This is a genomic window from Agrobacterium sp. 16-172Ci (genome assembly GCF_053522725.1).
On the sequence record NZ_JBNWBW010000027.1, the window covers coordinates 73,834 to 88,367 of the forward strand.

15 protein-coding genes and 4 pseudogenes are annotated in these 14,534 nt (G+C 57.3%); 14 read left to right on the plus strand and 5 right to left on the minus strand.

The window, feature by feature from the left end; genetic code table 11:
* The first annotated feature begins 11 nt into the window (after positions 1-11).
* The 4 genes from ACQZ40_RS20915 to trbI are packed head-to-tail and all read left to right on the plus strand — an operon-like array spanning position 12 to position 3,345.
* Positions 12-674 carry a conjugal transfer protein TrbF gene (locus ACQZ40_RS20915; protein WP_174000828.1) on the plus strand — a complete coding sequence of 221 codons (663 nt, stop codon included), beginning with the start codon at positions 12-14 and terminating at the stop codon, positions 672-674.
* A 50-nt stretch (positions 675-724) separates the two neighbouring features.
* The gene (trbG, locus tag ACQZ40_RS20920; RefSeq protein ID WP_423753064.1) at positions 725-1,546 is read left to right on the plus strand and encodes a P-type conjugative transfer protein TrbG; all 822 of its coding nucleotides are present in this window, start codon (positions 725-727) and stop codon (positions 1,544-1,546) included.
* Entirely contained in the window at positions 1,546-2,025 is a 480-nt protein-coding gene (gene trbH, locus ACQZ40_RS20925) for a conjugal transfer protein TrbH (protein WP_174000826.1), read from the plus strand. Before trbG ends, trbH begins: the two co-directional genes overlap by 1 nt.
* A gap of 12 nt (positions 2,026-2,037) precedes the next feature.
* On the plus strand, positions 2,038-3,345 hold the full coding sequence (trbI, locus tag ACQZ40_RS20930) for an IncP-type conjugal transfer protein TrbI (RefSeq protein ID WP_174000825.1): 1,308 nt from the start codon (positions 2,038-2,040) through the stop codon (positions 3,343-3,345).
* 317 nt (positions 3,346-3,662) lie between these two features.
* Here trbI and ACQZ40_RS20935 read toward each other — a convergent pair.
* Both ACQZ40_RS20935 and ACQZ40_RS20940 read right to left on the minus strand, forming a co-directional pair.
* Positions 3,663-3,851: pseudogene (locus tag ACQZ40_RS20935) on the minus strand (DUF1349 domain-containing protein); the annotation flags it as partial.
* A 134-nt stretch (positions 3,852-3,985) separates the two neighbouring features.
* Entirely contained in the window at positions 3,986-4,438 is a 453-nt protein-coding gene (locus tag ACQZ40_RS20940) for a winged helix-turn-helix transcriptional regulator (RefSeq protein WP_174000824.1), read from the minus strand.
* Between the two features lie 128 nt (positions 4,439-4,566).
* On the opposite strand from ACQZ40_RS20940, the gene ACQZ40_RS20945 reads away from it, so the two are divergent.
* The 5 genes and pseudogenes from ACQZ40_RS20945 (at position 4,567) to ACQZ40_RS20965 (ending at position 6,978) form a co-directional block, all read left to right on the plus strand.
* Positions 4,567-4,782 (plus strand): hypothetical protein, encoded by a 216-nt coding sequence (locus ACQZ40_RS20945; protein ID WP_174000823.1) that lies wholly within the window; start codon positions 4,567-4,569, stop codon positions 4,780-4,782.
* A gap of 53 nt (positions 4,783-4,835) precedes the next feature.
* A pseudogene (locus ACQZ40_RS20950) lies at positions 4,836-5,213 on the plus strand (SDR family NAD(P)-dependent oxidoreductase); the annotation flags it as partial.
* Positions 5,214-5,220: 7 nt separating this feature from the next.
* Entirely contained in the window at positions 5,221-5,442 is a 222-nt protein-coding gene (locus ACQZ40_RS20955) for a hypothetical protein (protein WP_423753063.1), read from the plus strand.
* A gap of 126 nt (positions 5,443-5,568) precedes the next feature.
* Positions 5,569-6,696, plus strand: a complete 1,128-nt coding sequence (locus ACQZ40_RS20960) for a zinc-binding dehydrogenase (RefSeq protein WP_174000821.1) — start codon at positions 5,569-5,571, stop codon at positions 6,694-6,696.
* Between the two features lie 54 nt (positions 6,697-6,750).
* Positions 6,751-6,978, plus strand: a complete 228-nt coding sequence (locus ACQZ40_RS20965) for a hypothetical protein (protein WP_174000820.1) — start codon at positions 6,751-6,753, stop codon at positions 6,976-6,978.
* Here ACQZ40_RS20965 and ACQZ40_RS20970 read toward each other — a convergent pair.
* Positions 6,932-7,051: pseudogene (locus ACQZ40_RS20970) on the minus strand (winged helix-turn-helix transcriptional regulator); the annotation flags it as partial. The gene ACQZ40_RS20965 and the pseudogene ACQZ40_RS20970 sit on opposite strands and share 47 nt — an antisense overlap.
* Before the next feature lie 143 nt (positions 7,052-7,194).
* Here ACQZ40_RS20970 and ACQZ40_RS20975 point away from each other — a divergent pair.
* From ACQZ40_RS20975 to ACQZ40_RS20990, 4 genes are all read left to right on the plus strand, one after another.
* On the plus strand, positions 7,195-7,656 hold the full coding sequence (locus tag ACQZ40_RS20975) for a (2Fe-2S)-binding protein (protein WP_174000819.1): 462 nt from the start codon (positions 7,195-7,197) through the stop codon (positions 7,654-7,656).
* Complete coding sequence (locus tag ACQZ40_RS20980) at positions 7,653-9,917, plus strand: xanthine dehydrogenase family protein molybdopterin-binding subunit (RefSeq protein WP_174000818.1); 2,265 nt, start codon at positions 7,653-7,655, stop codon at positions 9,915-9,917. Before ACQZ40_RS20975 ends, ACQZ40_RS20980 begins: the two co-directional genes overlap by 4 nt.
* Positions 9,918-9,986: 69 nt before the next feature.
* A complete protein-coding gene (locus ACQZ40_RS20985) occupies positions 9,987-11,318 on the plus strand; it encodes a c-type cytochrome (RefSeq protein ID WP_236766982.1) in 1,332 nt (443 codons plus the stop codon).
* A gap of 17 nt (positions 11,319-11,335) precedes the next feature.
* A complete protein-coding gene (locus tag ACQZ40_RS20990; RefSeq protein ID WP_336510124.1) occupies positions 11,336-11,965 on the plus strand; it encodes an XdhC family protein in 630 nt (209 codons plus the stop codon).
* An 11-nt stretch (positions 11,966-11,976) separates the two neighbouring features.
* Here ACQZ40_RS20990 and ACQZ40_RS20995 read toward each other — a convergent pair.
* Positions 11,977-12,740 (minus strand): IS5 family transposase gene (locus ACQZ40_RS20995; protein WP_174000816.1). Its coding sequence is split into 2 segments (ribosomal slippage): positions 11,977-12,413 and positions 12,413-12,740, totalling 765 coding nucleotides; the frame shifts between segments, so codons are not numbered across the junction.
* Between the two features lie 92 nt (positions 12,741-12,832).
* Here ACQZ40_RS20995 and ACQZ40_RS21000 point away from each other — a divergent pair.
* Positions 12,833-13,120, plus strand: a pseudogene (locus ACQZ40_RS21000) (XdhC family protein); the annotation flags it as partial.
* Positions 13,121-13,329: 209 nt separating this feature from the next.
* Here the strand turns inward: ACQZ40_RS21000 and ACQZ40_RS21005 are convergent.
* Complete coding sequence (locus ACQZ40_RS21005; protein WP_336510123.1) at positions 13,330-13,974, minus strand: nucleotidyltransferase family protein; 645 nt, start codon at positions 13,972-13,974, stop codon at positions 13,330-13,332.
* Positions 13,975-14,534: the final 560 nt, after the last annotated feature.

The following is a 14,534-nucleotide window of genomic DNA, read 5'->3' on the forward strand; positions in this document are numbered from 1 at the left end:
AACGCTCCAGAATGGCCGGACAGAATATTCCCGATAATCCCTATGTTGCTGCTCGCCACGAATGGAACGAGCGTTATGGCTCGTACGTCAAAGCGGCTGCCGCCTGGCGCGTCGTCGGGATAGCCGGCATGACCATGGCCGTTATCGGCTTCGGCTACGCGCTCTACCAGAGCACGCAGGTCAAGCTGATCCCTTATATCGTCGAAGTCGACAAGCTCGGCACATCAGTCAATGCCGGCTTCCCGCAGCAGATCGAATATGCCGATCCACGCGTGGTGCGCGCGACACTCGGTAGTTTCGTGTCGAGCTTCCGATCCGTCACCCCCGATGCGGTTGTACAGAAGCAGTATATCGACCGGACATATGGGCTGCTGCGCACATCCGATCCAGCGACGGAAAAGGTGAATGCTTGGTTTCGCTCCAACTCGCCCTTCGAGAAGGCGAAGACCGCAACGGTGGCGATCGAGGTCAACAACATCGTCGCGCTGTCGAACCAAAGCTACCAGATCGACTGGACCGAGTTCGAGCGAGATCGCCGCGGCAAGGAGACTGCCACTCGCCGCTTCCGCGGGATCGCCACGGTGACACTGACGCCTCCCCAGGATGAAGGTGTCATCCGTATCAATCCCATCGGTCTCTATCTCCGCGATTTCGACTGGACTGCGCAGCTTTGAAAGGCATGGCCCTGAACATGAAAAGATCACACGCACTGTCACGGGTCGCCATGAGCGCCGGCATCATCGCTATTGCCGTTGCAGCCTCGTCAACCCTTCTCCCGTCTGCTTCTCTCGCCGCCGATGGTGTCACGGCAAACGAGGCAAAGGGTATGGGAATCTCAACACAGTGGCGCGGAAGCCGCGGCCTTGTCACGAAAGGCGCGGATGGAAAGGTGGTTTTCCTCTATGGCGAAGTGCAGCCGTCGGTCGTCTGCTCACCCCTGCAGGTCTGCGACATCGAGCTTCAGGGTGGTGAGGTCGTTCGGGACGTGCTGGTCGGTGACACTGTGCGGTGGAAAGTAGAGCCTGCGACCTCTGGAGCGGCGGGTGGCCAAGCGATCCACCTGATCGTCAAGCCGTCGGAGCCGGGTCTGGTCACGTCGATGGTCGTGACGACGTCGCGGCGGACCTATCATATCCAGCTGAAATCGCATGCCACGCAATATATGGCGCGCGTTGGTTTCGAATATCCCGAGGACGTCTCGGCCAAGCTTGCCGATGTCAACGCGCGGCTGGAAGCCAGTACAATCCCGGGCGCGGGCGTCCCAGCCGAGCAACTAAGCTTCGCCTATTCCGTCTCGGGCAGTGCCGGCTGGCGGCCGACGCGGGTCTATTCGGATGGACAAAAGACCTACATCCAGTTTCCACGGTCGATCTCCGGGCAGGATGCACCGGTTCTCTTCGTCGTCTCCGGCGGCCAGAACCGCATCGTCAACTACCGCATGAAGAGCAACATGATGGTGGTGGATTACAATATCGATCGTGCCGTCCTCGTCTCTGGCGTCGGCTGGAAACAGCAGAAGGTGACGATCAGCAGGGGAGGGCAGTAATGTTGAATCTCCTCCGTCGCAGAGGAAACCGTCTGAGCCCGATCCGGTGCTTCGCCGCAACGACTGCCCTCGCTATCCTCCTTTCCGGATGCCAGTCGATGGATAGTGGGGCCCTCGTCACCAGCGCGACGCCCCCGAATATCTCCGGACCGGCGGCGGGCGCCATTGCTGGCGATATGGTCAGCCGTCTTGCCGAACAGATCGGGCAGGGGAAGGTGACCGTTGCGCTCAAACAAGACAATTCGCCGTTCGGACAGGCACTTGAAGCAGCCCTGAAGGGATGGGGCTATGCCGTTGTCACCGATCAAAAGACGGATCGCGGCGGCGCCGTCGTTCCGCTCGCCTATGTCATCGTGCCCTACGACGGCCAGGTACTCGCTCGGCTTTCGACGAGCAGTGTCGAACTCGGTCGGGCCTACATAGTGACGACATCGGGTGCGACACCGGCAAGCGCGCTGTCGCTCATGCGTCGCGGGTGAGGGAGAAACGTCATGGTGCAGTCTCTCAAGCTCGGCGGCGCTGCGAACAGCCAGGGTAAATCGGGCATCAAGCGGGTGAATCGCTTGCCGGTCATCGTCGTGATCGTGCTGCTCGTCGCTTTCCTCGGCATTATCTTCTTTGGCCTCGCCTCGCGCGGGCTTTACTTTGGCAAGGATAGTGGTCTGGACACGAGTTCCGGCAATCCGGCCTCGACCTATGCGGACCAGATTAAACGGGGCGTCACCGACGGCATCATCGGCGAACCCCAACAGAAGACGACTTTCCAGCCGACGCCGGTCGAGACAAAACAGGAGGAAGAGAAGGCGGCCAATCCGTTCGCACAGCCCGAAGCGAGACAAGAGCAACGGCGCGAATCGGAACTGGAGCCGGAAGAGGTGTGGCGGGCGCGTCTCTCACGTGAGCAGCAGGAACAGGTTCTGCGCGAGCAGCAGCGTCAGCGGATGGCGCGAATGCAGGCGCGAGACTCCGCCTATGACGCACCGCTTGCCATCGATCGTGGCAAGCTGGAAATAAGGTCGGAAAAAGATGAGAGCGCCGCGTCCCGGATGACAACGACAGCCGCCACCAATGGAAGCGCGTCCGATCTTTACGCCGCGGCTGTGCGCGCCGGTCTTGGCGGACAGAACGTCGATCCAAACGGACAGAGCTCCAAGGAAGACTTCTTCAATGCCGACCTCAAGGACCTCGGCTATCTGCCAAGCCGCGTCGTGCCGCAGCAGTCCCTGTACGAACTGAAACGAGGCTCGGTTATCCCGGCGACATTGATAACAGGCATCAATTCCGACCTTCCAGGGCGTATCACCGCGCAGGTCAGCCAGAATGTCTATGACAGCGCAACAGGCCATCGCCTGCTGATCCCACAGGGCACGAAACTGTTCGGTCGCTATGACAGCAAGGTGTCGTTCGGCCAGAGCCGCGTGCTCGTCGTTTGGTCAGACATCATCTTCCCGAACGGATCGACTTTGCAAATCGGCGGTATGGCCGGCACGGATTCAGAAGGTTACGGCGGCTTCAATGACAAGGTGAACAACCACTATCTTAAAACCTTCGGCTCGGCGGTTATGATCGCGCTGATCGGGACCGGCATCGACATGGCGGTTCCTCAGAGCTCGACGCTTGCCACCCAGGATACCGCCTCCGACGCAGCAAGGCGCAATTTTGCCGAGACCTTTGGGCGAGTGGCCGACCGGACAATCCAGCGGAATATGGACGTGCAGCCGACGTTGCAGATCCGACCGGGCTACAAATTCAACGTTCTTGTTGATCAGGATATTGTTTTTCCGGGCCAATATCGTTGAAGAGCACAGATGAATGTCAACTAACTCATCATCCGGGGGCAGTTGTGAAGGGCAAACGCCTCCGCCGGGGTCATTCGTTCCCTGGCCGTTGATCGAAATGGTCACCTGGATCGCTCTTAGTTAGCGGTCCGCGTGTTTAGACAAGATAGCGTCTAGACTGGTCGGCCCACCGCCCGACGTAACGAAACAAAGAAAAATGAAACACCAACCGGCGGCGGTGTAACCGCCGTTCTCAGTCGGGAAAAAGCTGACAGGAAAGTGGGCCGTGAAGTAAGCGGCCGCCATGAGGCCGGAAAGAATAAAGGCGGATGGACGCACATCGCGCCCGTGGCGCGCGTAATGCGAATGTAGAATCCTTGAGCTCCTTGAAGGGCTGTGACACCGACCAGTCCGACTTGCCGTCGGTGATCATCGTGCTGAGGAACAATTCGCCATCGGTGAATTCGACGCCGGTCTTGACCCAGCGCTTTTCGTCGATCCGGACCCGTCAGGCCGGCCTGGTGGTAAGGTGGTAGAGACATTCCTGACGATGAACGTATTCGGATATCCCCTCCAACGCTTATCCTCGGAGGATCAACAGCCTCCATAGGTAGACCAGAGTCTTGATGCCCAATGTCTTCAAATGTGCGTGCGGCAGCAGTTAAATGTCGCCTGTCGGAACGCACTTCGGAAGTGCGATGGTAATCGGGCGTGTGCCGATAGGGGCGCCAGTCACTTTATCTATGGTCACCGGATCGATCTCCGTCTCCGCTTCGGTGTCGAAAAAGCGAGTGAAGTCACCACCACCTCTGTGCTTGCCTGCCCAAGAGGCTAGCGCAAACAATACGGGCAACAAATCCTGGCCGGCTGGTGTCAGGAGATATTCATCGCGCGGCGGTCGATCGGAATAGCGCCTCTTCTCCAAAAGCCCCTCCTCGGTCAGCGATGCCAGCCGGCTGGTCAGCATCGTCGGCGCGATGCCCAGATTTTTTCTGAATTCGTCGAAACGAGTGAGGCCAGCATGCGCGTCCCGCATGATCAGCATACTCCATGCATCTCCTACGAGAGCAAGACTTCGGGCGATAAGGCAGGGGTAATCCGAAACGTTCTTCATGTTAATATCGATTTCATAGTGACAGACTATGAAATCGATATTAGCTTACTGCCTGGTTGAGGTCCAATAAAAACGGCGGTTCCAGTGTAAGGTCAGCCTCCGTTTCTCACCGAAAGCGGGAGCATTTTATGAAGAACTATCTATGCAAGTTCATTCCGCCTCGGGATGAATTCCTGGCGACGATGAGCGATGACGAAAAGACATGGATGGCCGGGCACGGCGCCTTCCTCGACGACCTGCTCGATCAGGGCATCGCATCCTTCACTTCCCGCGATCCGATCGTTGCTAACGGCGTTGGCCACTACGAGCATAATCCGATGCCGCACCTGAAGGCGCGCGACTGAGAAAAGCGGGGGCCAAGGCGCCCGAACCTTCGTACTATTCAAGGACAACAGACATGATAATCGCCCTTATTACCGGTGCCTCCAGTGGCATCGGTACGGTCTACGCACGCCGTCTGGCGGCCCGCGGCCACAATCTCGTCCTCGTTGCCAGAGCCACCGACCGGCTGAACGCACTTGCCGATGAGCTTCGCTCGGCCCATGGCGTAACCGTCGAGGTGATCACCGCAGACCTGACGGATGCCGCACAGACGGAGCCGGTGGCGCAGCGCCTGCGTGCCGATCCGCCGATCGACATTCTGGTCAACAATGCCGGCGCGGGTCTGAGTGGCGGTCTCGCCAATGCCGATCCGGTTGCACTGGAGAACCTGCTGCGCCTCAATTCGCTGGTGCCCACCTTGCTGACGGCGGCCGTCATACCCGGCATGCTCCAGCTTCGCGATGGCGGAACCGGCGATCTTTCTGCTGGTGATCGGCAAGGATCTTGCGAAACCCCAATATGTCGAATTGAAAATCGCTGGGGACGCAGTTTTCGCGCTGATGCAGACGCAGTTGTTGCCGATCGGAGTTCTGGCCCCTTTGGTCGCAGAGGCGCTCGCGCTTTGGGCGATTGTTCACGGTATAGCCATCCTCATTCTCGATGATCGCATCGAAGATGCATAGCGGCGACATCGACGTCTTCGGCCTCGTCACAACCTTCACCACCATCTTTCTTGCCGGAATGCGCGCCAACGCAGCGCAGGCGGCGTCACAAGCATCATAAACCGACATACAAAAAGGAGCTTGAACATGAAGAGTATTTCACGCGAACTACACTCGACGATCCATGACGACGGGACACTTACCCTCGCCCTGGTGAATGTCACCGTTCCCGAGCCGGCTGCCGATGAAATCGTCATCCGGGTCGAGGGAGCTCCGATCAACCCGAGTGACCTGACCCTGCTTCTGGGGCCCGCTGACCTGAGCACGTTGCGTCAATCCGGTACGCCGGAGAGCCCGATACTCACGTTCGACATTCCCGCGGATCAGCTGGCCAGCGCGAAGGCACGCATTGGTCAAACCCTACGGCCTGGTAACGAAGGGGCCGGCACCGTGGTCGTGGCTGGTGCGGGCGCGCAGGCGTGGTTGGGGCGGCGGGTCGCCACTTTGGGAGGCGCTATGTATGCGGACCACCGCGTTGTTCGCGCAAACGACGCCATTGCCCTCCCGGAAGGAGCAAGCGCCGCCGAGGGCGCCGCGATCTCGATCAATCCGTTGACCGCACTTGGCTTTATCGAAACCGCGCGCAATGGCGGCCACAAGGCGATCATCCATACCGCCGCGGCCTCCAGCCTCGGCCAGATTCTCCAGCGCATCTGCCTGGCTGATGGCATTCCACTGATTAATATCGTTCGCTCGGCCGAGCAGGCGGCGCTCTTGCGCGAAATTGGCGCAACCTATGTGCTCAATAGCCGCGACGCGCAGTTTTTCGACGATCTGGTGGATGCCGTCGCCGAGACAGGCGCAACGGTGGTGTTTGATGCCGTGGGGGGAGGAACGCTGGGAAGCGACATGTTGCGTGCGATCGAAAAGGCTGCGGCTCGCGATCTCACTCGCTACTCCCCCTACGGCTCCGCAGTCTCCAAACATCTCTATTCCTATGGCATGCTTGACTATTCTCTTGCTGTTCTTGATCGCCTGGCCTTCGGCTTTGACTGGAGCGTCTCGGGCTGGCTGATGACTCAGTTCCTGCAGAAGGCAGGACCGGAAGCGGTGCAGCGCCTGCGCCAGCGGGTCAACGATGAACTGACGACCACATTCGCCACCCAGTACACCCGCACGATCGGACTGGTCGAAGCACTCGATCCCGTAGTGCTGGCGTCTTATCAGCGTAAGGCTACGGGGGCGAAATTCCTGATCGATCCCTCGCGCGGGTGAGCAAAGAGCGACCACAGCAACGGAAAGAAAGACATTAACGGCCGGAGCATTGGCATGCCTTGGAAAAAGGAGGCTGGCGCGGATCGCGACATGCTTGCGCAACAACTGACCGATCATAGGAGCGGCGGCAAAATCTATGCCGCCGCTCTGGTAAAGTACACCATTGAAAAGTCGCAAAGACTGGCATCGCCAGACGTTGTTTGGGATGGGGTGCTCCCAGGCTACCGATCAAATCAAACGGATCTTGCGGTATTGAGCCCGGTTGGGCATCACGCAGAATGAGTATGCTCCAATAATCTCTTACAAGTGCGAGTCTCCGAGCTACGAGACAGGGCAAGTTTGATAGATTTTCCACGATAATATCGAATTCATAGTGACTAACTCCAGATTTAATAGTAACTTCTTGTCCTGGCAAACACCACTGCAAAAAAACGCAGAACGTTCGTAAAAATAACAACCCCAAAAGCTTGAGCGGATGCAAGACCTAAGGAGCAAACAATGGAAATCTCTGTCAATGGTAGCATCCATCGGGTTGATGCCGATCCCGACATGCCTCTTTTGTGGGTGATCCGAGATGAGCTTGGCATGACAGGGACCAAGTATGGCTGTGGCCTTGCCCAGTGCGGAGCATGTTCGGTTCTAATAGATGGAAAAGTCACCCGTTCGTGCGTGACGCCGCTTGATGGGCTGGCAGGTAAATCAATCGTGACCATTGAAGCGATCGAAGAGGATCCGATCGGAAAGGCGGTCGTCGCCGCTTGGGTCGATCACCAAGTCCCACAATGTGGATATTGTCAGTCCGGCCAGGTGGTGGCGGCTACTGCACTCCTAAAGGAGATATCCAATCCGACACAGGAAGACATCACCGCTGCGATGATCAATCTCTGTCGATGCGGCACCTACAATGCCATCAAGGCTGCGGTGAACGACGTTGCCAGCCGTAAGGAGATTTCTCGATGAGCGAGATTTTCCGCGCCTCGATGAACCTGGACGAGTTTCCGAACAACCAACCCGTGAATATCTCGCGTCGCGGGCTGCTATTGGCATCTGCCGGTGCGACCTTTGGTGCGCTGGTGATCGGCTTTGGCTTGCCGGTGGTCGCAAGAGCACAGGATGCGCCCGCTACCGCCGCACCTGGCACGCGTGTACCTGCATTTCTCGAAATCCGGCCGGATAACACCGCAAGGCTGCTGAGTCCGTTCGTTGAAGGTGGTCAAGGCATTTTTACGGCTATGGCACAAATCGTCGGCGAAGAACTCGACCTTGATCCTTCCTCATTCGTCGTTGAAAATGCGCCAGCTGGCCGCGACTATCAAATCATCGGGGGCAAGATGCGCCTGACCGGCGGCAGCATGTCGACGCGCTTCAGTTATGACACCATGCGCCACCTTGGCGCGTCGGCACGTCTGATGCTCCTGCAGGCATCTGCAAGACGTCTCAGTGTCCCTCTTTCCGAACTGACAACGGAGCCGGGCAAGGTGATCCATGTTGCTTCTGGCCGCTCGCTTGAGTACGGCGAAATCGCTCGCGAGGCACTGGATCTGCCAATTCCTCCGGCACAGAGCGTAAAATTGAGGGATACTGGCCAGTTCAGGTGGATTGGTAAGCCCATCAAGCGTCTTGATGTGCTCGACAAATCGACTGGCCGTGCGGTTTACGCCATCGACTGCAAGGTTGATGGCATGTTGCACGCCGCCGTGCAACACGCGCCGCGCCTGGGCATGGCTGTGGGCGCCATCCGAAATGAGGATGCCGTGAGGGGGATGAAAGGTGTTCATTCCGTTCACCGCCTACCTGGTGCTGTTGCGGTCGTGGCTGAGCGCTGGTGGAACGCAAAGCGCGCTGTCGAGGCATTGCAGGTCGAATGGCGGGAGGCGAACGGTGTGTCTGCTGTTCAAGGCGGACGCATCATGCCGAGTGATTTTTCATCTGTGGCTTTCGCAGATCGTCTTGCGAACGAGCCGGGCGAAGGCCGGGAAGCAGAGAAAGCGGGTGACCCTGCCGGGGTATTTGCCTCTTCCAAAAATACCCTGGCATCCACCTATCACAGCCAGTACCTCAATCATGCGCAGCTCGAGCCACCATCGGCACTTGCGAGGTTCAACGAAGACGGCAGTCTCGATGTGTGGATGCCCAATCAGGCACCTGAGGTGTTTCAGGCTGATATCGCAAAAATAACGGGCCTTGATGTGTCGAAGATCAACGTCCGAAGTCCTCTGCTCGGCGGGTTTTTTGGACGGCATTTCCTCTATATAGCGGGTAATCCCCACGTGCAGGCAATTCAGTTGGCCAAGGAGACGGGACGACCGATCAAACTCATCTGGAGCCGCGAGGAGGAGTTTCTTCGCGATACGCTCCGGCCAATGGCGGCTGTTCGATTCCGGGGTGCGCTTGATGACGGCGGGATGCCAGTCGCCTTTGAAGCCGTCAGCATCTGCGAAGGCCCGACAGAGGGCCTGCGAGGACACAATCCGGAGAAGGTCGATGATACTGCTGTCGAGGGGCTGACTGGGAAATCCTACGCCATACCGAATCGACGCACTGCGCAAATTTTTGTCCAAAACCCGACAATGCTGGCTTTCTGGCGGTCAGTTGGCAACTCGATGAACGATTTCTTCTACGAATGTTTCCTCGACGAACTCGCAGATAAAGGCGGCAAGGATCCCTATGAACTGCGGTTGCACCTACTCAAAGACAACCCCCGTCTGACCACACTTCTCAAAGCTGGCGCAGACATGTCGGGAGGCTGGAAGCGCGGGCCGTTTAAGGCAGACGATGGTACGCGCCGTGCGCGGGGAATCGGCATGGCGTCACCGTTCGGTAGCCATACCGTTGCGATAGCGGAGGTATCGATCAAGGCTGGTGGAGTTGTTGTTCACGACCTGTGGCAAGCGATTGATCCAGGCAGCGTTGTCAATCCTGCGATCGTTGAAGCCCAAATCAACTCGGCGGTGGCTTTGGGTCTCTCGCAAGTTTTGTTAGAGGAAACCGTCTACGAGATGGGCCAACCGATCGCTCGCAACTATGATCTTTATCCCATTCTCGGTCCAGAGCGGATGCCTCGTGTGCACACGCGCATTATCGAAAGCGGCGAGATAATGGGAGGAGTTGGGGAGCCAGGGCTTCCGGCGGTGCCGCCTGCCGTCGCCAATGCCGTTTCAGTATTAACCGGTCAGCGCATCCGAAGCATGCCGCTCTCTCACTACACATTCGAGAGTTGATTTAAAGCCTGAACGCGCATTTCCGGCGGCTTGGCTGGACTTGAGGCCGCCAAAAAAAGGTAGTTTGCCTTGAAGAGATTTCTGTTTGTCGTCGGCATCATAATGGGTGCATGCGCCGCAACCGTGTTGTTCGTAACACACACGCCATCGTCGCCGTTTGATAGCGCGACATCAAAGCCGATAACGCTAGAAGTTCTGGCGCGAGGTGAAATGGTCGCCAGGCAGGCTGACTGTGTTGCGTGTCACAGCACACCCGGCAGCAGACCGTTTGTGGGCGGTCTCGAAATGGGCACGCCGCTCGGTTCCATTTTCGCTACGAACATCACTCCTGATAAGGAAACAGGTATCGGGACTTATTCGCTTGCGGATTTCGATAGGGCTGTTCGCCACGGTGTAACACCTGATGGCAGTCGACTTTATCCGGCCATGCCCTATCCGTCTTATGTCAAGATGACAGATACTGATATCGAGGCACTTTATGCTTTCTTTTTCAATGGGGTTAAACCTGAGCACCATCCAAACAAGCCGACTGAAATAGAATGGCCGCTGAACCTGCGCTGGCCCCTTGCGATCTGGAACGCGATGTTCGTGGATGCAGGCGTTTATGTGCAAAAGCCTGAAAGAGATGAACGGTGGAACCGTGGAGCCTATCTTGTCCAGGCCGCGGGCCATTGTGGTGCCTGTCATACGCCTCGGAGTGTGACGATGAATGAAAAGGCCTTGGACGAGGCCAGTCCGGCTTTCTTGTCTGGCGCGTTGCTGGACGGCTGGTACGCTCCAAGCTTGCGGCAAGACCACAACACGGGGCTTGGACGTTGGAGTGAGGACGACATTTTCCAGTTTCTGAAAAACGGCCGCAACCAGCATGCCGTGGTTTTTGGCTCTATGACAGAGGCATACAACAATTCTCTGCAATTCATGACGGATGAAGATCTTAGGTCAATCGGCCACTATCTCAAATCTCTGCCCGGGGATGTCGATCGCGACGGCAAGCCGTGGCACTATGCCGTTGCCGCATCGACCTCTACCGGAAGTCGAACGCCGGGCGAGCAGATTTATTCAACCCGTTGCGGTTTCTGCCATGGCGCAGATGGTCGGGGTCAAAGCCAATGGATTTCACCACTGGCCGGAGCAGCCTCTTCGTTGGCAGAGCATCCAGAATCTCAGATCAATGTCACCCTTAATGGGTCTGGCCGGGTTGTTACCGCCGGTGTTCCAGACTCATATCGCATGCCTCCCTTCCGCCAGCAATTGTCCGACAGGGAGATTGCGGATGTGTTGACCTATATGCGCACTGCTTGGGGCAACCATGGCAGCGCCGTCACGCCGGAAGACGTGAAAGCAATGCGCGACCACACTGATCCCGCCAGCAGCAATCCCGTGGTCCTGCAAATGCGATGAGTGGGCAGGAAAAGCACGTGGAACACATTGCGGCGATAACCCCGTCCCGCATCAACGCAGGCGACGATCAGTTGGAGATTCTCCGTTTCGCCGCGAACGCGGTTCAGACCCAAGGTGCGGTTCTTGCCACTCTTGTTGATGTCCGTGGTGGCGCTGCCCGCGCGCTCGGCGCTCACATGGCGGTGGCTGCAAACGGGCAATTTTGTGGCTACGTGTCTGGAGGCTGCGTTGAGGCCGCCGTTGCGTCGGAAGCTTTGGCGTCGATGATGAGCGGGAAAGATCGCACCGTTGTCTTTGGAGAAGGGTCTCCCTTTTTTGATATCGTTCTGCCTTGTGGTGGAGGCATCACCGTATCCATACACATATTACGACAAGCCGAGCCGCTTGTTCGCGCCATTGAATGGCTAGAAAGCCGGAAAGCTTGCGGGCTCGATTATTCGCGGCTAGACGAAACGATTACGTTCGTCGAACAGCCAAATCGTCTTTCCGGTTTTCGCGATGGTACCATGCACACGGTATATCGACCACGAACTCGACTTGTCATATCTGGCCAGATGGGGGAGGCCCAGGTGCTACAGAGGCTTGCAGACGCTGCTGGCTATGATGTCATTTTAATCGCAGATGGCTCGAAATTATCTAGGCTGTAGTGACAATTTAATCATTTGAGCCATAGCATTATGCTTGCGATTTTGATGAAGCCCATGAAGTTTGCGGCGATTTTGTCATAGCGTGTTGCGATACGCCGCCACTGCTTGAGCTTTGCGAAGAAGCTTTCGATACCCCATCGGGCCTTGTATGCGATGCGGTCGTAGGCGTGCTGATACTTGCGATGGCGGCGCGGCGGGATGACCGGCTCGCCGCCCTGTTCGAGAATGATGTCGTGCAGGCTATCGGCATCATAGGCGCGGTCTGCCAGCACCTGTTTGGCGGGTATACCCCGGACAAGATCGCAAGCTGGAGCCATGTCATTCTGCTGTCCCGGTCCAAGATGGAAGCGAACCGGTAGGCCCAACGCGTCAACTACCGCATGGATTTTACTGCCAAATCCACCGCGGGAGCGACCGAGAGCCTGGGCTTGCGAGCCCCCCTTTTTCGTCGGCCACCAGCAGCTTGGGCCTGCGCCCGAATCACGGTCGCATCGATCGAAAGCCACTCCAGATCAGGATCGGCGGCTATCGCTTCGAAAATCTGATCGAATACACCTTGCTCGATCCACCGATAATACCGTCGCTTCACCGTCTGATAAGGCCCGAAACGATCTTCCGGCAGATCGCGCCAGCGTGCACCCGAGCGTGCCAGCCACAACACCGCATCGAAAAAACGGCGACCGTCACTACGCGGGCCGCGCTTGCCTTGGCGACCACCGGGAACGAACGATTTCAGCCGATCCCACTGATCGTCGCGCAAAACCTCGCCATCCATCACCGACCTCCAAAAGTCAGTGTTGAATCTGATTCAACGACAAAACGGAATCCCATTCCCTTAAATTGTCACTACAGCCTAGACCCTTGCCAGTGATCGATCCATTCACCGCCGTCATTCTGCTCCATCATGATCTCGATGCCGAAGAACAAATACTCTTAGCGGCGCTCAAGTCGGACGCATTTTATATCGGGGCGCTGGGCAGTGTGCGAACTCATCGAAATCGGGCCGATCGACTGGAAAGCCGCGACGTGTCTCGAGAGACGATCGAGCGTATAAGAGCTCCAATAGGTCTTTTCGGCCCGACCAGAGACGCAACTTCGCTTGCGCTTTCCATTCTGGCGGACGTCGCCGCGACCCGGTTGGAGAAATTTCCATGACCCTATGATGAACGGATCGCGGGGTGTATCTCACTGATGGGCGTCGTCGAATATGACTTTTTAAGCACGCTACAACAGGCGATTTGGCCGTACCGCGGCCGAAACCTATGGGCTTGTGGCTAGACTTTCAGGCGCACCATCTTAATTGTGCAGCAGTCGGGCATGAATTTGTCCCCTGCCTTCCCAAACTTGCGGCCCGTATGGTGCCGTTACTTGAGGATGCCACCGGCTGCGATAACCTCCTCCGGCGTATCGACGTCGAGAGCGGCGGCGGAGCCGATAGCGACGTCGATAATCGGGAAGCTGCAGGCTTCGATAATGTGTCTGGCACCGACATCGCCTTCAAGCCGGGTCACCTCCTGATGCAGCGACATTGGCAAAATGACGGGGTTGCCGGGTTTGCCCTGCGACGACGCGCGCACGATCGTCTGGGCGAGGGCGCTCCGGAATGTTTCAATCAGGATCGTGAGATGATCGGCGGTGACATTCGGCATGTCGGCGAGCATCACCAAAACGCCGTCTGCACAGCTGGACTTCGGTGCGCCGAAGCCCAGCTTCAGCGAACTCGCAAGACCGGAAGCAAATTCGGGATTGTGGACATAGTTGAGTTCAAGGCCAGCCAAGGCGGCCTTGATTTCCTCCTGCCTGTAACCGGTAACAACGGTTACGGAGTCGGCACTACTTGAAATAGCGCGTTCGGCAGATCGGCGCACGAGGGGCACGCCGGCGAATTCGGCAAGTAGTTTGTGCGGTCCGCCGGCACCCATGCGGCTCGCCTCTCCGGCCGCGAGCAAGATAATTGTAACAGAAATAGAATCTCGCGACCGAGGCCTTGTCCCACTATGAAAGGTCACCCGACTTTTGCTCCATGTTGAGGCAACGCTCCAACTACTGAACACTCGTCATGACAGCCTCGAAGATATGCGCCGCGGCAAAGATCATAGCCAAATTTCCTCGTGGTCTGTCGCCCGTTATGCAGGATGCCGACTGTAGGAAGCAACCGGAGACTGCCGGGTATTGCCCGATCATTTCAATGGTCCGGCGCGCGGACCATCGACACGTTATCCTATCGGCATGCTTCGGCAAGATCGATCAGGACCGTATGCTCATTCCACATGACCGACATCCCACACAAAAACGCCAGGCACGCGACACCTTCAACCCACGAACCCGATTGCGATCTTTAATGTTAGTATCATTTTCATAGTGACTTGCCACCAATTAAATAGTAACTTGTGTGCACTGGCGGCACTCCCTGAATCTGTAGGTAAATCTGCAGATGACATCGGGGCTCATTGGCGACCACTTAAACACCGGAGCACACTATGAAGAACTATCTATGCAAGTTCATTCCGCCTCGGGATGATTTTCTGGCGACGATGAGCGATGACGAAAAGACGTGGATGGCCGGGCA